Source organism: Aphanizomenon sp. UHCC 0183 (genome assembly GCF_009712065.1).
Classification (GTDB): domain Bacteria; phylum Cyanobacteriota; class Cyanobacteriia; order Cyanobacteriales; family Nostocaceae; genus Dolichospermum; species Dolichospermum heterosporum.
In genome coordinates this window covers 1-20786 of sequence record NZ_VILC01000074.1, presented here as the reverse complement: position 1 = coordinate 20786, position 20786 = coordinate 1, and the positions used below count along the sequence as shown (strand labels likewise).

General features: G+C 37.7%; 21 protein-coding genes and 1 tRNA gene. 9 read left to right on the top strand and 13 right to left on the bottom strand.

All coding sequences use genetic code 11. The features are described 5' to 3' along the window. Positions 1–214 precede the first annotated feature (214 nt). The gene (locus FJR37_RS19910; RefSeq protein WP_168466921.1) at positions 215–2614 is read left to right on the top strand and encodes a ComEC/Rec2 family competence protein; all 2400 of its coding nucleotides are present in this window, start codon (positions 215–217) and stop codon (positions 2612–2614) included. A 101-nt stretch (positions 2615–2715) separates the two neighbouring features. Here the strand turns inward: FJR37_RS19910 and FJR37_RS19905 are convergent, their stop codons facing one another. After that, a complete protein-coding gene (locus tag FJR37_RS19905) occupies positions 2716–3189 on the bottom strand; it encodes a TspO/MBR family protein (protein ID WP_027401510.1) in 474 nt (157 codons plus the stop codon). Positions 3190–3541: 352 nt separating this feature from the next. Here FJR37_RS19905 and FJR37_RS19900 point away from each other — a divergent pair, with 352 nt between their 5' ends. After that, the gene (locus tag FJR37_RS19900; protein WP_168466920.1) at positions 3542–4840 is read left to right on the top strand and encodes a glycosyltransferase; all 1299 of its coding nucleotides are present in this window, start codon (positions 3542–3544) and stop codon (positions 4838–4840) included. Between the two features lie 143 nt (positions 4841–4983). Here FJR37_RS19900 and FJR37_RS19895 read toward each other — a convergent pair whose 3' ends face one another. Beyond that, complete coding sequence (locus tag FJR37_RS19895) at positions 4984–6798, bottom strand: ABC transporter permease subunit (RefSeq protein WP_168466919.1); 1815 nt, start codon at positions 6796–6798, stop codon at positions 4984–4986. A gap of 92 nt (positions 6799–6890) precedes the next feature. After that, the gene (locus tag FJR37_RS19890) at positions 6891–7865 is read right to left on the bottom strand and encodes an ABC transporter ATP-binding protein (RefSeq protein ID WP_168466923.1); all 975 of its coding nucleotides are present in this window, start codon (positions 7863–7865) and stop codon (positions 6891–6893) included. A 250-nt stretch (positions 7866–8115) separates the two neighbouring features. Here FJR37_RS19890 and FJR37_RS19885 point away from each other — a divergent pair, with 250 nt between their 5' ends. Both FJR37_RS19885 and gatC read left to right on the top strand, forming a co-directional pair. Next, entirely contained in the window at positions 8116–8637 is a 522-nt protein-coding gene (locus tag FJR37_RS19885; protein WP_053539450.1) for a photosystem I assembly protein Ycf3, read from the top strand. A gap of 89 nt (positions 8638–8726) precedes the next feature. Beyond that, a complete protein-coding gene (gene gatC, locus FJR37_RS19880; protein ID WP_027401505.1) occupies positions 8727–9017 on the top strand; it encodes an Asp-tRNA(Asn)/Glu-tRNA(Gln) amidotransferase subunit GatC in 291 nt (96 codons plus the stop codon). A gap of 264 nt (positions 9018–9281) precedes the next feature. Here the strand turns inward: gatC and FJR37_RS27105 are convergent, their stop codons facing one another. The 4 genes from FJR37_RS27105 to psbX all read right to left on the bottom strand — a co-directional run bounded on the left by FJR37_RS27105 (position 9282) and on the right by psbX (position 12136). After that, positions 9282–9767, bottom strand: a complete 486-nt coding sequence (locus FJR37_RS27105; protein WP_254434624.1) for a sterol desaturase family protein — start codon at positions 9765–9767, stop codon at positions 9282–9284. 579 nt (positions 9768–10346) lie between these two features. Further along, the gene (locus FJR37_RS19870) at positions 10347–10907 is read right to left on the bottom strand and encodes a TolB family protein (RefSeq protein ID WP_027401503.1); all 561 of its coding nucleotides are present in this window, start codon (positions 10905–10907) and stop codon (positions 10347–10349) included. 32 nt (positions 10908–10939) lie between these two features. Continuing rightward, positions 10940–11869: a Ycf66 family protein gene (locus FJR37_RS19865; RefSeq protein ID WP_039200675.1), complete on the bottom strand. Its 930-nt coding sequence runs from the start codon at positions 11867–11869 to the stop codon at positions 10940–10942. A gap of 147 nt (positions 11870–12016) precedes the next feature. Beyond that, positions 12017–12136, bottom strand: a complete 120-nt coding sequence (psbX, locus tag FJR37_RS19860) for a photosystem II reaction center X protein (RefSeq protein ID WP_039200676.1) — start codon at positions 12134–12136, stop codon at positions 12017–12019. A gap of 352 nt (positions 12137–12488) precedes the next feature. Between psbX and FJR37_RS19855 the strand changes: the two genes are divergently transcribed. Then, entirely contained in the window at positions 12489–12776 is a 288-nt protein-coding gene (locus FJR37_RS19855) for a YggT family protein (RefSeq protein ID WP_027401501.1), read from the top strand. A gap of 92 nt (positions 12777–12868) precedes the next feature. Here FJR37_RS19855 and accC read toward each other — a convergent pair whose 3' ends face one another. Then, on the bottom strand, positions 12869–14215 hold the full coding sequence (accC, locus tag FJR37_RS19850) for an acetyl-CoA carboxylase biotin carboxylase subunit (RefSeq protein WP_168466917.1): 1347 nt from the start codon (positions 14213–14215) through the stop codon (positions 12869–12871). A 281-nt stretch (positions 14216–14496) separates the two neighbouring features. Between accC and FJR37_RS19845 the strand changes: the two genes are divergently transcribed. The 4 genes from FJR37_RS19845 (at position 14497) to FJR37_RS19830 (ending at position 17684) form a co-directional block, all read left to right on the top strand. Then, positions 14497–14579 (top strand) — tRNA-Leu (locus tag FJR37_RS19845). A gap of 318 nt (positions 14580–14897) precedes the next feature. Continuing rightward, positions 14898–15512 carry a chorismate lyase gene (locus FJR37_RS19840; protein ID WP_039200681.1) on the top strand — a complete coding sequence of 205 codons (615 nt, stop codon included), beginning with the start codon at positions 14898–14900 and terminating at the stop codon, positions 15510–15512. A gap of 574 nt (positions 15513–16086) precedes the next feature. Further along, positions 16087–16677 carry a protein kinase gene (locus FJR37_RS19835; RefSeq protein WP_039200688.1) on the top strand — a complete coding sequence of 197 codons (591 nt, stop codon included), beginning with the start codon at positions 16087–16089 and terminating at the stop codon, positions 16675–16677. A gap of 131 nt (positions 16678–16808) precedes the next feature. Continuing rightward, positions 16809–17684, top strand: coding sequence for a PsbP-related protein (locus FJR37_RS19830; protein ID WP_174763456.1), 876 nt, complete (start codon positions 16809–16811; stop codon positions 17682–17684). 118 nt (positions 17685–17802) lie between these two features. Here FJR37_RS19830 and FJR37_RS19825 read toward each other — a convergent pair whose 3' ends face one another. The 5 genes from FJR37_RS19825 to FJR37_RS26570 all read right to left on the bottom strand — a co-directional run. Beyond that, the gene (locus FJR37_RS19825) at positions 17803–18141 is read right to left on the bottom strand and encodes a XisI protein (RefSeq protein ID WP_015081584.1); all 339 of its coding nucleotides are present in this window, start codon (positions 18139–18141) and stop codon (positions 17803–17805) included. Then, on the bottom strand, positions 18129–18545 hold the full coding sequence (locus FJR37_RS19820) for an element excision factor XisH family protein (protein WP_039200683.1): 417 nt from the start codon (positions 18543–18545) through the stop codon (positions 18129–18131). Before FJR37_RS19820 ends, FJR37_RS19825 begins: the two co-directional genes overlap by 13 nt. Positions 18546–18652: 107 nt before the next feature. Next, positions 18653–19048, bottom strand: coding sequence for a type II toxin-antitoxin system VapC family toxin (locus FJR37_RS19815; RefSeq protein WP_072033626.1), 396 nt, complete (start codon positions 19046–19048; stop codon positions 18653–18655). A gap of 8 nt (positions 19049–19056) precedes the next feature. Next, positions 19057–19404: a UPF0175 family protein gene (locus FJR37_RS19810; protein WP_039200684.1), complete on the bottom strand. Its 348-nt coding sequence runs from the start codon at positions 19402–19404 to the stop codon at positions 19057–19059. 199 nt (positions 19405–19603) lie between these two features. Then, positions 19604–20786: GUN4 domain-containing protein (locus FJR37_RS26570; protein WP_217355342.1), on the bottom strand; the 1183-nt coding region annotated here is incomplete at its 5' end.

The window sequence follows — 20786 nt, the reverse complement described above, 5'->3', positions numbered from 1 at the left end:
GGGGGGGGGTAGGGGGGGTAGGGGAGGTAGGGGAGGTAGGGGAGGTAGAGGAGGTAGGGGGGTAGGGGGGTAGGGGGGTAGGGGAGGGAAGAACAGAGGTTTTTTCCGATCATTCCCGTCAAAATAAATTTGACAGATGAATTATATCTTTCCCAAGCAGATTAAATATTTATGCGGTATTCTCTGAACTGGGTGCTTTGGCAATTAAATTCTTATGATGCAGACGAGTGGAATAATTATCTGTCTTAGTTATATTTTGGGTTTGCTGTTTACGGCTATTCCTTGGGGTGGTGTGTGGATTTTATTATTGGGTGTGGTTGGGGCGGTTTTCTTTCGCCGCATATATGCTAATCTGCGGAAGTTTGCTCTGAAAAGAGAAGGTGCTGTTGGCAAAGATAAGGCGATCGCTAATAACTGGACGGCTACTCCTCATCCGAGAATATGGTTAATTGCTGGTGTGGTGGGTTTGTTGGCTACTGTTTATTGGCAATTGCGTGTTCCTCAACCGGGAATTAAGGATATTAGTCAGTTTGCGGCTGGGGATAATAGTAATCTTGAACAATTAGTGATTGTACGGGGGTTGGTGGATAGTAATCCCCGCGTAACTCGTAATCAACGGGGACAATTTTGGTTAGCAGCGACTCAGTTAGATGAGGTGAAAAATGATAGCGTTCGCGGAGCGTCCCGGAGGGAACTAGTGCCGCTAGAGGGTCAGGAGGGAGGGGGGATTCCCAAGGGTGTGACGGGTAGGCTATATGTGACTGTGCCGATATTGCAATCTACGGGGTTATATCCTGGACAACAAATTGCGGTGACTGGATTTTTGTATAAACCAACTGCGGCTTCTAATCCTGGTGGTTTTGATTTTCAGAAATATCTGCGGCAGGAGGGGACTTTTGCGGGTTTAATTGGTAGGCAGATTAATATTTTGGATGATGAACATCCTTGGGGATGGTGGCAAGTTCGTGAGAAGATTGGGCGATCGCACGCTAGTTCATTGGGTGTTCCTGAAGGTCCCCTTGTCAGTGCAATGGTGTTAGGTAGTAAAGCCGTTGATTTACCTTATGATATCCGCGATTTATTTGTGAGAACAGGTTTAGCTCCTGCTTTAGCGGCATCTGGATTTCAAACTTCTCTAATTTTGGGGGTAGTTTTACAGTTAACAAGACGTACAAATAAAGCAACGCAGATTACTCTGGGTGGCTTGAGTTTAATTGTGTTTTTGTTTTTAGTAGGTTTTGAACCTGCGGTATTAAGAGCCGAAATTATGGGTTTTGCGGCTTTGCTGGGTTTAGCTTTGGAAAGAAATGTGAAACAATTGGGAGCTTTGTTAATAGCGGCAACATTATTATTGTTGTTTAATCCTTTGTGGATTTGGAATTTAGGCTTTCAATTGAGTTTTTTAGCGACATTGGGATTAGTTGTAACTGCATCACCCATTACTCAACGTTTAGATTGGCTACCTCCTGCGATCGCTTCTTTAATTTCTGTACCTTTAGCAGCTACAATTTGGACTTTACCAAGATTACTGGATTTTGCTTGTGTAATTATAGTTTATAGTATACCGCTGAGTATTTTGACGACACCATTTATTTCTGTGATTAGTATTGGGGGCATGATTAGCGGTTTGGCAAGTTTAATTTCACCAGATTTAGGTAGCACTTTAACCAGTTTTTTATATTACCCTACCCATTGGTTGATTCAAATGGTCGAATTTTTCGATCATTTACCAGGAAGCCAGATACCAGTTGGGAGTATATCAATTTGGCAAATGTTGACTATCTATCTTTTAATTATTTTAGTTTGGTTAGTCGGGTGGTGGCAAAAACGTTGGTGGTTTGCAGGTTTCATAGCAGTTGGTTTGGTACTTGTTCCCATTTGGCATTCTGCTAATAATTTGGTGAGAATTACTTTGTTAGATACTAGAACTGAACCTGTTTTAGTAATTCAAGATCGGGGAAATATTGCCGTAATTAATAGTGGAAATGAAGGCACAGGTAGATTTACAATTTTGCCATTTTTGAGACAGCAAGGTTTAAATCAGATTAATTGGGCGATCGCTAGTAAGTTTACAGGTTATACTAATGATGCTTGGTTGGAAATTATGCAAAGTCTACCAATTAAAAATTTGTATGAATATGCTCCTAAGTTAGAGGACAATATTGCAACTCAATTACTACAACAGGAACTCCAAAAACAGCAAGGAATTTATCAAAGTTTAGGAGTTGGACAACCTATAAATACTCCCACAATCACAGCACAATTAATTAATGACCAAGTACCGATTTTAAAGTTACAAATTTTTGGTCAAAGTTGGTTATTAGTAGGGAATATTAAATCTCAACAAATTAAAGAATTAATTAAAAGTGGTGATTTGTCTTCTCCCCAGGTGTTGTGGAGTCCATCAGAATCTTTGCAAGATTTAGTTTTAGCACTCAAACCACAAATAGCAATTTCTCCTGCTAATAATCTAGATAGGAAAACATTATCTTTATTAAGTAAAGGACAAACAAAACTTTTCTTTACGGGTAAAGATGGTGCGATTCAATGGACACCTAATGGGGATTTTCAAACTTTCATTCAGACAACAGAAAATAAATCTTCTGTTTTGTAAAAGAGTATTTTTTCGCGCCAAGATACAAAGGAGCAAAGACGCAAAGGCAGAATGTAAATAGTTGAAGGTCAAACATCATTAAGACTTTCAACTTTCCTGCTTTAAGCATCTTGCGGATTAAGACGACTCATTTGCCATGTGGTGTATGTACCTATGGGACTCCAAATTAAATAAGGTAATAATAGTAATGCTGCCCACAGCGATACAGATAAGACTGCAAGGGTGATTAATATACAAATTAGTAGTCCAGTGCCACCAATGATTGTACCAGCAATGAGACTGCGAAGACGGATCATTATGGGGCTATAGGCTATGGTAAATATCTCTAGAAGTAGGTACAAACCCATCATTAGGCGAGTTATATCGGTATTTGGACTGTGTTCCCAAATAATATAAGCTGACCAAGCACCACAGATAAAAATTATAGTCCAAATCAGGGGAATTGCTGATTCAAAGGTTAACCATTTAGGTCTTTGTAAATGCCGAAACCATTGACTCTGGTTGGGTGTAATCCAGTTACCAGCGAAGCCTACGAAGAATGCTATAGTGCCAATTATCATCCAAGATTTAATCATAACTCCCTTGGTACTGACTTTGGTGAAAGTCTGACGCAATGATATTACAACAAAATAGTTCCCTAAGAGTGTAGATAAATATTTTAACTTCTAATTTGCAGGTGCTGTATTAAATAGGTGTTAATGAAGCTCTTTTATATTGAAAAATTTGAAGACGTGAAAATATTAGGATCTTCATGTTCTTGACAAAACAGTATTAACTCATATATTAGCCATTATGATCTGTGTTAATCATTTTATTGAGAGTATGTTTATATACTTGACCAAAGCAGTGAAGTAAAAATGATGTAATTTGAATTTATAAAGCGGTTTTCTGGTATAAATCATTGTAATTAACCAAAAAATATAACTTATGACTCATTTTGGTATTCTTTGTCCAGCAGCAATAGGCCATCTCAACCCAATGTTTGTTTTAGGAAGAGAATTAAAACGGCGTGGTCATCGTGTTACATTATTCCACATCCCCGATGTTCAATCTAAGGTTGATAAGGCTGGATTAGAATTTTGGAAAATAGGAGAAGCTGAATTTTCCCCTGGAACATTAGAAGTAATGTACAAACAGTTAGGAGAATTGAGTGGAATGGCAGCATTAAATTTTACAATAGATTGGCTAGAAAAGGAAACGAAGATGCTATTTGGTGAAGCACCTACAGCAATCTCGAAAGCAGGAATAGAGGCTTTATTAGTAGATCAAGTAACAATTGGAGGCGGAACTATTGCCGATTTTCTAAAAATACCTTTTATCACTGTATGCAATGCTCTTCTTATTAATAGGGAACCAGGAGTTCCACCTTATTTTACCAATTGGGAATATAATACAGCCTGGTTGTCTACTTTGCGAAACCGTGCAGGTAACTTTTTACTTAATCAGTTATCACAAAAAATCTGGAAATTAGTAGCAGATCAACGTCGTCAATGGAATTTAGCAAATTACACTTGTCGTGATGATGCTGGTGGAAAACTCGCTCAGATATGTCAGCTACCTGCTGAATTTGACTTTCCGCGAGTGCGTTTACCTAAAACATTTCATTATACTGGTCCCTTGCAAGATCCATCAGGATTAGAGCCTCTTTCATTATCACCAAAGCCTTTTCCTTTTGAGAAATTGAATGGTAAACCATTAATTTACGCTGCATTAGGTACTTTACAAAATCGCAAACAGGAAATTTTTCAAATGATTGCAGAAGCATCTATGGAATTGGATGTACAACTTGTGATTTCTTTGGGTCAGCCACAAATAAAAGAATTAGATTTTAACCTCGCAGGTTCACCTGTAGTCGTACCTTATGCGCCCCAACAGCAATTGATTTCGCAATCTGTTCTCACTATTACTCATGGTGGTATGAATGCAGTTTTAGGGGCTTTAAGTAGTGGAGTTCCACTGGTAGCAATTCCGATTACTAATGAACAGCCAGGAATTGCTTCTCGGATAGCTTATACAGGTGCTGGAGAATTTTTACCCTTGTCTCGTTTAAATGTTACGAGTTTGCAGGAAATAATTAAGCGGGTCTTAACAGAATATTCTTACAAACAAAATGCACTGAGGCTAAAAGAGGCAATTGTTAGGGCTGGAGGAGTGAATTATGCTGCTGATATTGTCGAAAAGGCTATCTATACTCGCAAGCCGATTCTATTTGATCAAATAAATTAAAAATAATTTCGTTGGATGAGATTAAAATTGGAATTGGGTAATTGTTTTAATTATTGTACATTTCTTTAAGGCTGATGTCCACCGATAGGAATACAAAAATTAAATATCATTCCTATCGGTAAAACTTTACGAGTCACTAACTATTATCGGGCGGTCAATAGTGCTTTGGTTGCGGATTCTCCTAAAACTTTGACTTGACGATTTAATTGGAAATTTAACAAAGCTACAACTGTTATCTCAGCCAAAAGTGCCAGAAAAATTGTTGTCGTCCGAGTGTATTCTATCGCTGCCCAAGGACAGGTGGAGAATAACCACAAAATGGGATGTTTTGAAGGACTAACACCCAAAACGGCAAGAACAATTGATGGTAAAAACATTGCTACACCAATAGTTCCCACTGTCCATACATAACGCTTGGGATGTTTCATGAGTAGCATCAATTGAGCAATTGTGGCATACATTAACATCAGTGTGAAAGCTAAAACCATAGCTAATATGACTTTGTTCTTATCAACACTACCATTATGAAAATTAGGAGGTGAGAACAGAATCCAGATTATTATGGGTGTGGTAGCAATTAATAGATTAATGACTATGGCAACAATTGCTGGGCTTTTTTCACCAAATACTAAATCTTGTAATATAGATTTATCTCGATGATTTTGGTGTCTATATCTTGCCCAATCTTGGATAGTTTGCCGCTGCGGTGAAAGCACAATAGTTAAAATTAGAACTAAGGCAAAATTAAGTAAAGCCATGAGAATTATAATCCCTATATCTGATTTGTTCTCAACTGCACCTATAGTCAATCCCAAAAACATTACCTGAGTAAAGGCTATAAATAAATAACTTTGTTTTTTACTCAATATTGTGCTATCTGTATTCCGAAAGCAGCGTTTCATTGCTTGCCAAATACCGTAGGAACAAATTCCGTAATTAACTAAATGAAAGCTGACTAAGGTAAGGAAATTTTTTCCTATTGGTAAGTAGAAAAATTGTAGTTGGCTGATTGATGAATCTTTATAGGAACGAAACAGATTAGGAAATAGATAATTGGTGATATCCCAGGGACTTAAAAATCTCATCCAAGTTAGGGGATTATTAAAGCCTCCAGAAGAAGATACCATTGTCATTGTCATAAACAAAAATACAAGTACAGCACCGCTACCCAACCAAGGTTGAAAGTTGCCGAACCAACGACTCACTAAACCAAAAATTAGGGCTGCACTGTAGAAGAAAAGACAACTTGCGGCAATCACAGCATAATAACTGAAAATGTAACTGAAGGCGATTTTAGCAGAATGTCCAGCCCATAAATGCAAAGGAATGGCTGTGAGGACAAAAAGATAAATTAAACTGGGGACTCCGAGAATTTTTCCAGTTAAAATGCTGGTTTCTGATTGAGGACTTAGACGAATAAAATTCAATGTTCCTCGTTGTTCTTCTTTGGCTAAATCACTAATTAATAAATAAGTTCCGCCAACTAAGAGGGTAAAAATGAAAATTACACTAAATGTTAAAAATGTGTATTCCCAATGATCTCGCCACCATAATTGCCAGTCTATTTTATCTAAAGGACAAATATTTTTCGATAAATAATTCTGAAGGTCAGCTAGTTCAGTGTTAACTTGCTGAAGTTTGGCATCTAAGTTGGGAATTATGGTATTATCTGATAGTTGAATTTGCTGATAATTAGTTATTTTTTGGTTAAGTAGGTTTTGTTGTTTATAGAGTTCTTGTTCCTGATTTTGGTATACTTCTCGCAAAGTGCAGTAGGTTGATCTAAGATAGTAGTTTTCATCGGGAAATTCTCGGAATTGAAATATGAAAACTATGAGTTGTAGTAGTAAGGAAGAACCCATAGATATGATCAAATTAAAAGGTTTGAATCTGCCTTTTAGTTCTCGAAATAACTGAGGATTTAATTCTCCAACTCTGTCTATGAAATTTAGTAACATCGTTAATACCTCTAAAAGTTGATAAGTTTTATTTTGGAACAATTTTTAAGTTTGTGCAGAAAATAAATCCAAAATCTAAAATCCAAAATTATCTATGATGCTTGTTTATGACCTAATTTGAGGAAAATAGTTTCTAGGTCTTCTTGGGTACAATGAAACTCTGTTAAGGGAATTCCTGCACTGATAAGCGATCGCAATAAATCAGCGGAATCTTCTGGTTTACCGGAAAAATTTACTCGCACACTATTTTGACTAAGTATTAATTCCCATTCTTCCACTAAGGGATGATTTTTTAATTCACTCACTAATATATCTATATTGCCCAAGGTAGAGATAAAAATCTGCTGTCGGGAAAGACGTTGATAGAGATGTTTGAGTGAAGAACTTTCCACTAAAAAACCTAATTCCATAATTCCTACGGATGTACATAACTCTGCTAAGTCGCTAAGTACATGAGAAGAAATTAAAATTGTCATGCCGGCTTCTTGCAAAGCCTTAATAATTTCCCGAAACTGCATCCGCGCAATAGGATCAAGTCCCGAAACAGGTTCATCTAAAAGTAGTAAAATTGGTTCATGAATAATGGTGCGGGCTAAACTTAAACGCTGTTTCATCCCCCGTGAGAGGGTAGAAATCATACTATGTCGTTTATTACCCAGTTGAATCAGTTCTAAAACTTCGTGGAGACGTTGGGTACGGCGCTTTCCTTGTAAGAGATACAATCGAGCAAAATAATCTAAATAGTCCCAAACTGTCAAATCTTCATACAGTGGGTAGTCATCAGGTAAATAACCAAGACGACGTTTAAGTTTTAGGTTGTTTTGATCTTGCAGGAGGCGATAGTCCGAAGGACCCGCTACGCGATCGCCATTAATATAAATCTCACCCGTAGTTGGTTCTTCAGCAGTGGCTAACATCCGAATTAGGGTGGTTTTACCTGCACCATTAGGACCAATTAATCCGTAAACTTCACCCGTATGGATTTCTAAGTCAACATCATTGACAGCAATATGTCTTTCAAATTGCTTAGTGAGTCCAGTGGTGCGAATTGCTATTTCTTTTACCATCGCGGCTGGGTGTGGCTTGTGTGCAATAGTTAACTTAACTCGGTTATACAATAGTATTTACTTCCGTTTCGGAAATGGAAACGAAATAATTTAAAATTTAAATAAAACTATTAATTTATCTGCGTTTATCTGCGTTTATCTGCGGTCAATAATTCTGAAAATCTTACTTCATATTTCTGGGGATAACTCAAACCTCCAAAAATTAGTTAAATTAGCGGTATGCTGCAATTAAGCAACCATAGAGACAAATATGCCAAGAACACAGAAAAACGATAACTTTGTTGACAAATCCTTTACAGTAATGGCAGATATCATTCTCAAGATATTGCCAACCAACAAAAAGGCGAAAGAAGCCTTTGTTTATTATCGAGATGGAATGTCCGCACAGGCAGAAGGTGAATATGCCGAAGCACTAGACTACTATACAGAAGCCTTAGAAATGGAGGAAGACTCTAATGATCGGAGTTATATCCTTTATAACATGGGTTTAATTTATGCCAGTAACGGCGATCATAATAAGGCTTTAGAGTATTATCATCAGGCCATTGAATTAAATCCACAATTACCCCAAGCCTTGAATAATATTGCCGTGATTTATCATTTTCAAGGTGAGAGAGCTAAGGAAGCAGGGGATAATGACGGTGGTGAAGCATTACTTGATCAAGCAGCGGATTATTGGATTAGAGCGATTCGTATGGCTCCCAATAACTATATTGAAGCTCAGAACTGGATAAAAACCACCGGGCGATCGCAAATTGACGTATTCTTTTAACTTAGTCATTAGTCATTAGTCGGTTGTAAAAGTTTGCCTAACAACTGACAACTGACAACTGACAACTAACAACTGACAATTAACAAATTATGATTGATAGTGAACAAGTTCGTAAAGTCGCTAATCTCGCTCGTTTAGAATTAACAGCAGACGAAGAGGCACAATTTACCACTCAACTGGGTGGTATTCTAGACTATATAGAACAACTAAATCAACTGGATGTCACTAATGTAGCCCCGACAACCAGAGCTATTGATGTTAGCAACGTCACCAGAGAAGATATTCTCCAACCCTATCCCGAACGAGAAGCAATCCTCAACAGTGCGCCTCAACAGGAAGGAGATTTTTTCCGAGTTCCCAAAATTCTTAATGCTGATTAGGTGAATACAAAAGAGTAGAGACGCTCCGAGGAACGTCTCTACATCCCCGTAGGGACAGGGGATTAGGGGATTAGGTTTTTGGGTATGCTCTAAATATAGCAGATGATTTTTTATTTGCCAAGTAGTTGAGAATTATTTTTCTATTACTATTATTAAAAAACATTATTTTATACCCAAATTTTCAATTGTCACATGGGCAAAGCTCTATTTCTCCTCAAAAGCCATCATCTTTTATATTATTTCCTAGTCTAACGAAGTACAAATTTATCTGCGTTTATCTGCGTTTATCTGCGTTTTGACCATTATATCGGTGTTCATTAATTTATCCCAAAACCGAAAATAAAGACCATAGTTACAATTAAACTTGTGATGATGAATAGTATGGTGCGTTGGTGTAATCCAATGTTTACCCCAAAAACCACGTATCCATGAATATGGATAAACTTCATAACCCGTATGATTGACAACACCAAATATCGTCATTAACGTTAGTAATAATCCCACCATACTAATATGAATGGGAATAATAAAAACCATCAGAGGAATGATAATTGCCTGCATCATACTCTCAACAGGATCAAAAGAAAAAGAAGTCCAAGGTGTAGGGTTGATAGATTCGTGATGGACTTGATGAAAGCGGCGATATATACTAGGAATATGCAACCAGCGATGAGTCCAATAAAAATAAGTGTCGTGGAGAATCAAATATATAAATAGGCTCAAAGGTAAATAAACCCAACCATAATCCATAAAATTTAAGTAAACCTTGGTATATCCCAAGTTGATCATTTCGATCATAAAAGCACTTGGTAATGCAAAAATAAAGCAGGAAAAAAGAGACCATTTGATTTCACTCTTCATTTTGCTTTTGCGTTGGTGCATATCATGAAGACGACGAACCTCCCAAGACGGGGGACGACGAACCCAAAGCAACCAATAGAGAACCGAAGATACAGTTAGGTATCTTGTCGAAAGAACGAAAAACATAAACACGGTTAAAATACCAAATTGTCTTAGATTAGGGAACATAAAATTAGCTTTTATTGATACTAGATATTAGTGACGATATACAATTGAAATATTCAGGTAAGTGTAGAAATTTTCCAACGGTCAACAGATTTTGGATTTACGATTTTGGATTTTGGATTGACTCAACCCTAAAGTGTGCAGCTTGAGGACTTTAGATTGGCGTTAGCGAAGCGTACGCAGCGCAGCGCAGCGAGTATTTTTGATTAATTCCGCCCTGAAGAGGCGGGGAATCTGTACCGAAAACTCCCAATGTGACATATTTAAGCTAAAATCCAAAATCTAAAATCTAAAATTTTTCGGTCAATTTTTGGTTGACACCCTTGCACCATTAGGAATATCTAACTCAATAGTTGGACCTCTATCAAGAACTTCAATATCCCATTGTCCACGACTGGAGGATTCAAACGCAATATAACGCCCATCAGGACTAATACTAGGATTTCTCACCCAACCACGATAAGTAGGGGTCAGAACTTGTGATTGTTGGGAAGCGCGATCGTAAAGTGCAACAACAGGTCTACCTTGATCACTGGTAATATAACAAATATAACGGCCTGTATAACTCAAACTAGGACTTTCTATAATTACTGACTGTCTGTTTAATCTTGGTGTAGGAATAAAACTTTGATTTTCTAAATCGTATAATAACAACTGCTGATAACGAGAACGATTGGAGACAAAAGCCAAAAAACGCCCATTACCACTGATAGCAGGTTGTTCTTCAGTATATCGGCTATTCAGAGAAGTAACTCCCAGGGGGATATTATCAGCACTGCAAGATATCAGCAAACTTGTCAAACCAAAAATTAGGCTCCAATAAATTGACTTTTGGAGCCAGAAGCTAGGTGTAAATGTTTTCACATTACTATTTTCCGTCGTCAACCCCAAACGTGTTAAATGTCATCATCAAAATCGGAATTATCTGGCTCGTTATTTGGCTTGTTAATGGGATTGTAAGGAACATATTCCGTTGGGATAGCTTCATCATCATCCTGTCTTCTGGGAGAAACTGAATCTCTAGGTGGACGACGTTTTCTTGGTCTAGGAGTAGGGGTAATATCATCCTCACGACTTTCTTGGCGTTGAGGGCGATTATTGCCAGTATTATTGCGACGTGCTGGTTTTCTCACTGCATCTTGGGAATTTGAAGTTTCCCAATCGTCAACTGGTTTGGGAGTAGAACCCCAATTTTCATCTTCATAACCCTCACTGGGACGACTGACTGAACGCCCAGAATTGTTACGACGCTTTCTTTCTGGTGATTCTGGTTTTTCCCTGGTACGTGAGTTTGGTGAACTGCGTGGTGGCTGATCTTCGTAATAGTCATCACGGGTAGAACGTTCGTCTCGACTACCGCGAATTCTCGGACGCTGAGGGGCTTCTTCGTCTTCTTCATACGGTAGCGGTTCTAAATCCGCATCCATCTCAGCTTGATAGTTGCGCCGCTCAGAATAAGAATATTTTCTGCTAACCTCGCGTTCATCGTCCACGATGGGAGTATTTCGTTTTGCTTGTTGAGTAGCGATACTTCGCAGACGAATACTTTCGACGGCAAAAAATACTGTAGAACCTACCAAAAGCAATTGACCAAATTGCAAAATTGGATCAAGTCGCCATCCTTGAAATACGAGAATAAAGCCGCATAACAAGCCAACTGCGGCAAAAAAGATGTCTTGATCTCTTGAAAGTTCTGGGCGGACAGAACGAAGAAAGTACAATGCTGCTCCAGCTACAGCTAGGAAAATTCCTAGAATACTGGCTGAGTTTGCTCCAAAATTTACCTGAGCCAAAACACTGGCTGAGTTCAGCCCCAAATTAACCATTGATGTTTTCCTAATATCAAATCTATATTAACGAGTTACACTTACTATCACTATTTTAACCAGTCATAATATTGTGGAAGAGGAATACTGGAGTCCAGAAGAAAGAAGAAGATGCTTCCCCAGTCCCCAGTCCCCAGTCCCCAAAAATTAAAAACGTTGGATTTTATCTTTTTGGCTAATGAAAATTAGACCAATGGTAGCAGGGATAACAACGATCGCAGTACCCAAAAGGAGACTCCAAAGAAAATTTGCTAAAGAGGGTGTCATAGTTCTCAACCTTTTTTTACACAGTTTATTTTCATTTTAATCTTGGATTACTTTCTTGAAAAGTAATCCAAGATTATCAGGGTTATTGGTCGGATGTAATACAATCGAGTGCTGGGAAACCCCACTCATAGAGGGTTGACGATTTCCTGAATGTATCTCAATCAAGTACATACCGCACATCTAACCTGGTATTTACTTGATTGATGATCCCAAGTCAATAACTTTGTTTTTCTATTCTCACAATAAAATGGCACTATTTAGTTAAAATTGAGGGAAGAATACGTTACAAAACTTAAAGTTTATCAACTTGCGTCCAAGTTTTGGATTCTCTCACAGATGGTAGCTAAACAAAATGACTGGTGTTAACTTGACTGCTTGGATTCTTGGTCCGGTTTTGGGAGTGATGACGTTTTTATTTATTTTCCGCATTATTCTAACGTGGTATCCCCAAATCAATCTCAATAGCTTGCCTTTTAGTCTAATCGCCTGGCCGACTGAACCATTTTTAATCCCACTGCGGAAGTTTGTACAACCTATTGGTGGTGTGGATATTACCCCGATTATTTTGGTGGCGATTTTCAGCTTTATCCGGGAAATTTTGCTAGGTCAGCAAGGGTTACTGACCATGTTAGACAAGTAGTAGGAGCCAGAATGTAGGGGCGCGGGGCCCGCGCCCAGTCAGGAGTCAGGAGTCAGGAGGAAGAAAACGACCAATGAATGACCAATGACTAATTACTGTATTTTCATGTCCTGGACAAAGCTGGTGTAAATGTTACCTTCTAAAAATTGTGGGTTTTCCATAATTTTTTGATGAAAGGGAATGGTTGTAGGGACTCCTGTAATTGCACATTCTCTCAATGCGCGTTTCATGCGGGTAATAGCGGTGGCTCGGTCTGGTCCCCACACAATTAATTTACCTATGAGAGAGTCGTAGTAAGGGGGGATATGGTAGTCCGTGTATACGTGGGAATCAATCCGCACCCCTGGTCCTCCGGGGGGAAGATAACCACTAATTCTGCCGGGGGCTGGACGAAAATCATGATCTGGGTCTTCAGCATTAATCCGGCATTCAATGGAATGTCCTCTCAGAACCACTTCTTTTTGCGTGAGCTTTAGTCTTTCACCTTGGGCAATGCGAATTTGTTCAACTACTAGGTCTATACCAGTAATCATTTCTGTTACTGGATGCTCCACTTGTATCCGGGTGTTCATTTCCATGAAATAGAACTTACCGAATTTATCTAGAAGAAACTCGATAGTTCCTGCTCCGGTGTAGTTAATAAACTGGGCGGCTTTAACGGCAGCTTTGCCCATTTTTTGCCGTAAGTCAGGGTCGAGAGCCGGACTAGGGGCTTCTTCTAGGAGTTTTTGGTTACGACGCTGAATTGAACAGTCTCTTTCACCCAGATGGATAACATTACCATAGTTATCCGCTAGGATCTGAAATTCAATGTGGCGGGGACGTTCAATAAATTTTTCTATATAAACGCCTGCGTTGCCAAAGGCTGCTCCTGCTTCCCCCCGTGCCGCGAAGAAAAGTTTGACAAATTCCTCTTCGTAACGGACTAGCCGCATTCCTCGACCGCCTCCGCCTGCGGTAGCTTTAATCATCACAGGATAGCCAATTTTTTTGGCGATCGCTAATCCTTCTTCTTCTGATTCTACTAATCCTTCACTACCGGGAACTGTAGGTACACCAGCTTTTTGCATTGTTTCTTTGGCTGTGGACTTATCCCCCATGAGCCTGATAGATTCAGGACTAGGACCAATAAAAGCAATGTGGTGGTCGGCACAAATTTCGGCAAATCTGGCGTTCTCTGATAAAAAACCATAACCAGGATGAATGGCACTAGTATTGCGCGTTAGTGCAGCAGCAATAATATTGGGAATATTCAAATAACTCTTGCTGCTGGCAGGTTCACCAATGCAAACCGCTTCATCTGCAAGTTGGACGTGGAGAGCATTTCTGTCAACAGTCGAGTGAACAGCTACTGTGGCAATTCCCATTTCTTCACAGGCTCGGAGAATGCGAAGGGCTATTTCTCCTCGATTGGCAATTAATATTTTGTCAAATTTCATTTTCTAGTTACGATATCAGTACCAGTAGATTCACATTTTCTCCCATCCTGTTGACATAAAGCTGTTGCATTACTGTAAATCGTGACAGGAGATCCCCAAACATAATTTTTAACAGACTATTTAGATTATGTGGCATCTTTCCTAGACCTTTTAATATGACTTGTGCTGCAACTATATTTCTGTTAGTCTCATACCCATTCAAAAAATATCTGGGAAATATTTGCAAAATCTTGTGTTTGAGAAATTTTTTTATGTTATACTGTAATCTGTGTTCAAACCGCGCGGATGTGGCGGAATTGGTATACGCGCACGCTTGAGGTGCGTGTGGGCATAGCCCTTGCGAGTTCGAGTCTCGCCATCCGCATTTTTGAATGTAAGAGTAAGCCACAAAATAAATGATCCTGTTTTGTCATGCTGAGTGTAGCAAAGCGAAACGAAGCGTCTCAAGAGATTCTTCACTTCGTTTCGTAATGCCTCTGGCACGCTGCGCGAACAGAATGACATTGGGCATTTCTTTTTATGGAGTTCTCTAAATAACCCGCTGTTAGGTCAGAAAAATGACTATAGCAGCGGGTTTACATTTTTTGATCAAAATCCATATTTTTGATTCCTTGCCAGCGTCCCTAGTGATGCTGGTTTTTATGCTATTGATAGAAATATATATAAACTTTTGTAAAGAACATTGGCTACTACTTTTAATCCCACAAATGATCTAATCCTACCAAGTGCTTGGCATTGCCTGACTCCTATTTGGCAAGGTGGGGAGGAAGCGATTAAATGCGGTTTACCGCACACTCAGTTAGCACCAACTTGGCAATTACTGCTTTTGGGTGATGGTTCTCCGACTCGGCACGTCCAACTACTTACGGGTGAACCAACGGAGGTAGATGTGATTGATATGTCAGCAATTGGCATGAGTTCCGATAATGCACCGACTATAATGCAGATGCTACCAGGTCCAAGAATTAGAAGACAGGTATGGGTGCGAACTGCTTCTGGACAGCGGTTATATTATGCTGCTTCTTGGTGGGAAGCAAGTCATGTAGATGAGTATTTACAAAACAAGTCTTTACCAATTTGGGCAAGTTTAGCGCGGTTACGAACTGAGTTATATAGAGATGTGCAAGGTATTTATTATGGTAACTCAGAGGCGTTAGAGTCGGGTTTTAATGAAAAAGGTCCGTTTTGGGGTCGCCATTATTTATTTTGGCATCATGGACAACCGCTGACTTTGATTTATGAAGTTTTTTCGCCGTTTTTAACTAAATATTTAGGCGCTATGAATTTTGAAAGTTAATTTTCTCCATAACTATACTAAACACGGTTGAGACATGGACTTTTACAAAATTACGAAAAACCTCACTCAAGTCGTCTCATTCCCAGTCTCTGACTGGGAATGAATTCTAGAAGGCTCTGCCTTCAATGATATTAGGGAACACCAAAAAATAAATTACCCAATTTTGTGGGATGGGCATCCTGCCCGTCCTTGATGATTAGCAGGCAATTCGTCCCGCACCACAAGAAATTTTTGGGTATTTTTTTAATTGGAAGTCCCTTAGAGGCAGAGCCTCATCAACTGCATTCCTAGTCAGAGACTAGGAACAAGATGTGGTAGGGATTTGAGCTTAAGTTGACACCTATGAGCTTTTGCTAAACCCCTTGTATCGTAATAAGGAGAGAAAAGAGTAAAATCTTAACTCAAGCAACAGAATCAAATTATTAAGCCGTGTTGAGTATAATCTCCAAAACCAGATAGGGTCAAGGTTACATCTACAGCAGTTGCGGAAACTAATAGACTGTTAATGTCAAATTTGTGTCATAATCAACCCTAGATGGGCGGAAAATGACTTTTTGACTAAAAGGTGCGTCTAATGATAGGCACGATTATAGACCAGCGTTATCATATTATTCAAAATCTGGGAAAAGGTGGGTTTGGGACTACTTTTTTAGCAAAAGACACCAAACGACCAGGAAATCCTCTTTGTGTTGTTAAGCAGTTTACACCAGCAAGTACAGATCCAGCGACTTTAATAATACTTAAAAGGCTTTTTGACCAAGAAGCAGTAACCCTAGAAACGTTAGGTAAGCATGAACAGATTCCCCAACTTTTAGCCCACATAGAAGAATATCAGAAATTTTATATAGTTCAAGAATATATCGAAGGTAATGATTTGAGTGATGAATTAATATCAGGTCAAAAAATGAGTGAATCTGATGTTATTCAACTCCTCATGGAAATTTTAGAAGTATTAGAATTTGTTCATAAATACAAAGTTATTCACCGAGATATTAAGCCAGATAATATCCGTCGTCGTCAGTTAGATAATACAATTTTCCTGATTGATTTTGGTGCAGTTAAAGAAGTTCGTACACAGCTAGTTAATAAACATGGACAAATTACTTCTACTGTAATTATTGGTACTCCTGGTTATATGCCACTTGAACAACAGAGAGGTAAGTAGGTGAACACAATAAAACCAAACTGTGTAAAGAAATGTAAAATCGCCCAAACCCTTTTCACTCTTGCCTCTTGCCTCTTGCCTTTTGCCTTGCCATAACGACAATTTTCAACGCTCACCTACTTAAACCACAATTGAGTAGTGATATTTATGCAGTGGGAATAATTGCTATTCAAGCAATCACAGGTTTATTACCTGATAAATTAGAAGAAGATATAAAGACGGGGGAAATTATTTGGCGTAAATATGCAAATGTTAGTCCCAAACTAGGAACTGTTTTAGATAAAATGGTAAGTTATGATTTTCGTAAGCGTTACCCTACAGCAAAGGAAGCATTACAAGCAGTTAAAAGCTTAGTAAACAAGCAGAAGATCCCCGACTTCTTAAAGAAGTCGGGGATCTATTATGGACTGCTAGGAATTACAATAGTTATTGGCTTAACTATTTTCTTTATTACTAAAAAAGATGATTGGAATGGATATGAAAATTCTAAATATGGAATCACAATCAAATATCCAAAAACCTGGGAAAGACAAGATTTAGAAAACCCAATTACAGCCGAAATTGTAACTTTTATCTCTCCTCAACAAAGTGATACAGATAATTTTCAAGAAAAGGTGACAATTAGTGTTGATAAGTTTTCTGGCAGATTAGATGATTTACAAAAATCCAGTATTCAGGAAATTAATAATACTGTATCGGGTGCAAAGATTGTTGATAAAAGTGTAACGAATTTGGCAAATAAAGAAGCTAGTAAATTGGTGTTTACGGGTAAAAATGGTAAAGATATTTTAAAGAATATGCAGGTTGTGACTTTAAAAGGTGATCAGGCTTATACGATTACTTATACTGCGAAAATAGATGATTATGATCAGTTTGTGGAAACAGCAGACAAGATGATTAATTCGTTGGAAATTAATCAATTGTCAGAATCAGGATATCCAGGATTTAAGGATTTTCAAGATGTTATTAAAATTCTTTTCGTGTATCCGTGTATGTTAATTGTCTGAATCAGGATGTCCAGGATTAAAGGATTTTCAGGATGTTATTTTTTGTTTTATATATGGGATTTTGAGAATGTTTATTGTGTTTGAATCCTGATTCAGACAGTAAATATGATAATCTTCGCTAAACTCCTATAGCATATTCTGTATGTTTCCTGACATTAACAGGATGAAAAGCTAAAACTATTTGATTTTTGGGAATACCAGCATTGACAAGTTCATTTGTAATACCATCTTCTGTACCATCTCTTTGAATCCAGACTAGATTATTGATAATATCAATATGAATTAAACAGCCATGTACTCTCTGTTTATTTTCCCAACCAATTGTTAGTAGTAAGTAACTGTTTTCAGATTTATCAATAATTAGTTCTCTTTCTAATTCTCCATAAGCATAAGGTAGTGCGGCATATTCTTTTAATATCTTTTCGATAATTTGGCGATAATTAGTTAAGGTATCCATTTGAGAATTATCTCCTGTTCAGAATCAAAGACAAGTAAACAAAGACGTTGATTTTCTAATAATATCTTACCAACTGGTTCTTGAAACAATTCTGAATATGTTTCTTGCCGAATAGCAAGATATAAACGACGGTTGGGTTCTAATTGTTGAAGAATGTCATGGTATAAAATATACTGTCCTAAAGCCTTTTCTAAATCAGAAATTGGGGAGTTACTGACAAAACTTTTAACTTCTACTGCTATTTTTTGTCCAGTTTTCTCTGCGGCTATGAGTTTTTCTGCACCTAAATCAATATATAAATCCCTTGTACCCCATTTTAGCACAAGTGGATCTTTGGTAATTTGCCAATTTTCTTTTTCTAGGGCATTTCTAACTTGATCATGATAAATATCTTTTGCTGGCATAATTTGTTTGAATTAGGATTTTTATGGTCTAATTGTTGTCAGAATCAGGATATCCAGGATTTAAGGATTTTCAGGATTTATGATCATAAATGTCATTAAGATTAAGATTAAGTAAAAGGGTTAAAAAGAGGGATACCACAACTATCAAAATCACGAATATTGCGCGTTACTAAAGTTAATTGATGTATCTGGGCTGTAGCAGCAATCATCATATCTGCTTGAGTAACTGTTTTACCGCTTAATCTTTGTTGACCCCGTATTTTACCGCAAAGTTGAGCGATTTCAGCCGTGATAGGTAAAATTTGGCAATCATTTTTAATAAAATTATCAAACCAATTTTGAATTTTTAGGTTAGGTTTTGATGTTAATCCATAATGTATTTCTTCCAGAGTAATTACACTAATATTTATGGAAGATAAATTTTTTACCCATATTAAAACACCAGGATTCGGCTGAGGTCGCACTAATTCGCTAATAATGTTCGTATCACATAAAAAAGTCATTGCGGATATTAAAAAAAGAAATTAGGACGGTCTTGACGAGAGGGAATTTCTAAAGAATAATCTTCTTCAATACAGATTTGCTGAAGTTCGTTAAAAGCATCAGCTAAAGTTTTTGTGTGTTTATCTTGTACTAAAGTTTCTTGAGGATAATCTAGAGAAATTTGAGATTGTTTTAAAAAATGTTCAGTTTCTTGAAGTGAGGCAAATTTTAGTAATTGTTGAACTTGTACAGAAGTCATGATTTTATTTCTATAAGCTTCTACTGCTAAACTTTCTAAAAGTTTTTGTGGTACGTCTTGCCAGTTTCGTTGTAGTTGGTTGCCAATATCTTCAGGAATTTCGATAGTAATTTGCATATTTTTGTCTTTTTTCAGAATTAGGATTTGTTTAATTATACATGATATTATTTGTTTGAATCATGATTTTCAGGATTTTAGATTTTTCAAGATTTATTATAATAATATTTTCCGATTCTTAAAAAAAGAAATTAGGATGTTCTAGACGAGAGGGAATTTCTAATTTGATTTGAGATTGTTGGTTTCTCGTTATGACGTGCTACAGTTGACAAGTATCAACATGAGAGAAGAAGATCCCGCCATCTACCCAATAACGCCCACTCTTAAATGCCATTTCATAAATAAAAGATCCAGTACCCCCAGATGGCAAGTGGGCTTTTGGTGCTAATGTACTAAATATAATATACTTATAGTGCAACCACTCCCCTCCTTTTCTCCATCCTACTCTGTCCCCAAAGGTCTGCCATATCCTACTGTTATACTCTGTGGTTCCCCCCAAACTTTGATAAATCTGCTTCTGGACAGAAAAACCAAAGCGCCCATTGCTAGATTCTACCCACAACTGGTCAATGGTACGGAGGTCTTCGCAAGGAAAATTATTAATACTTTCTTCATCTAACCAGCCTTCTTCTTCCCGCTTCGCCACTGCTAACATTACCCGTGCTGTTTCCTCGTCCGCCTTTTGCCACTTTCCCACAGCGAGTAAATTTTGTAGTTTAGTATATTTGTTTGAAACAATGAGTTTTGGCTGTTTAGGTACAGACCTTAGTTGAGTTTGGGGTCTGGGTGGTGTGTAGGCAAAATCTACACCATTCCTTGCCGATAGCCTAAGAAAAGTATTAATAGGAATACCTGAATTTCTACCTGATTTTACAATAGCAACAGAGGAATTTATTCTATCAATATCAACATCATTTGATTCTTCTCCTTGACCATGAATTGCTACCACTTCTCCCTGGTCATTCAACACTGCTCCGCCACTCATTCCTCCCAATGTAGGATTGTCATAAAATAAATTGTAGCCACTATCAATATTTTCCGGTACATTGTCAATTACTCTTCCACTGCGACAATCATAAATAGATTTCTTCACACCTCCTGTCTGGCGAGGGAAACCTGCCACATGGACATTTATTAGTCTTTTTACCTCATCAGAATTGCCAATTTTAGCAACTTGATAATCTTTTTTGCTGGTAAACTGTAAAATCGCCAAATCTATGTTATTATCTAGTCGTTTCACTGTCTGATAATTGAGTTGATAACGTTGATTATCTGGGGTAACTATTTGATATTTTAAATTACTATTTTTTACTACATGATAGGCTGTAATCACAGTATAAGTATTGCCTGTTTGTTTAATAATCACACCAGAACCAGGGGACTCACTATCAATTAAAACAGTGATTTCCTTGCCAATTGTATCTACTTGATCATTACTACAT

Bases quoted from the DNA above. Each gene is read 5' to 3' on its own strand.
- FJR37_RS19910 (WP_168466921.1), top strand. From the start codon at position 215: ATGATGCAGACGAGTGGAATAATTATCTGTCTTAGTTATATTTTGGGT.
- FJR37_RS19905 (WP_027401510.1), bottom strand. From the start codon at position 3,189: ATGATTAAATCTTGGATGATAATTGGCACTATAGCATTCTTCGTAGGC.
- FJR37_RS19900 (WP_168466920.1), top strand. From the start codon at position 3,542: ATGACTCATTTTGGTATTCTTTGTCCAGCAGCAATAGGCCATCTCAAC.
- FJR37_RS19895 (WP_168466919.1), bottom strand. From the start codon at position 6,798: ATGTTACTAAATTTCATAGACAGAGTTGGAGAATTAAATCCTCAGTTA.
- FJR37_RS19890 (WP_168466923.1), bottom strand. From the start codon at position 7,865: ATGGTAAAAGAAATAGCAATTCGCACCACTGGACTCACTAAGCAATTT.
- FJR37_RS19885 (WP_053539450.1), top strand. From the start codon at position 8,116: ATGCCAAGAACACAGAAAAACGATAACTTTGTTGACAAATCCTTTACA.
- gatC (WP_027401505.1), top strand. From the start codon at position 8,727: ATGATTGATAGTGAACAAGTTCGTAAAGTCGCTAATCTCGCTCGTTTA.
- FJR37_RS27105 (WP_254434624.1), bottom strand. From the start codon at position 9,767: ATGGATTATGGTTGGGTTTATTTACCTTTGAGCCTATTTATATATTTG.
- FJR37_RS19865 (WP_039200675.1), bottom strand. From the start codon at position 11,869: ATGGTTAATTTGGGGCTGAACTCAGCCAGTGTTTTGGCTCAGGTAAAT.
- psbX (WP_039200676.1), bottom strand. From the start codon at position 12,136: ATGACACCCTCTTTAGCAAATTTTCTTTGGAGTCTCCTTTTGGGTACT.
- FJR37_RS19855 (WP_027401501.1), top strand. From the start codon at position 12,489: ATGACTGGTGTTAACTTGACTGCTTGGATTCTTGGTCCGGTTTTGGGA.
- accC (WP_168466917.1), bottom strand. From the start codon at position 14,215: ATGAAATTTGACAAAATATTAATTGCCAATCGAGGAGAAATAGCCCTT.
- FJR37_RS19835 (WP_039200688.1), top strand. From the start codon at position 16,087: ATGATAGGCACGATTATAGACCAGCGTTATCATATTATTCAAAATCTG.
- FJR37_RS19825 (WP_015081584.1), bottom strand. From the start codon at position 18,141: ATGGATACCTTAACTAATTATCGCCAAATTATCGAAAAGATATTAAAA.
- FJR37_RS19820 (WP_039200683.1), bottom strand. From the start codon at position 18,545: ATGCCAGCAAAAGATATTTATCATGATCAAGTTAGAAATGCCCTAGAA.
- FJR37_RS19815 (WP_072033626.1), bottom strand. From the start codon at position 19,048: ATGACTTTTTTATGTGATACGAACATTATTAGCGAATTAGTGCGACCT.
- FJR37_RS19810 (WP_039200684.1), bottom strand. From the start codon at position 19,404: ATGCAAATTACTATCGAAATTCCTGAAGATATTGGCAACCAACTACAA.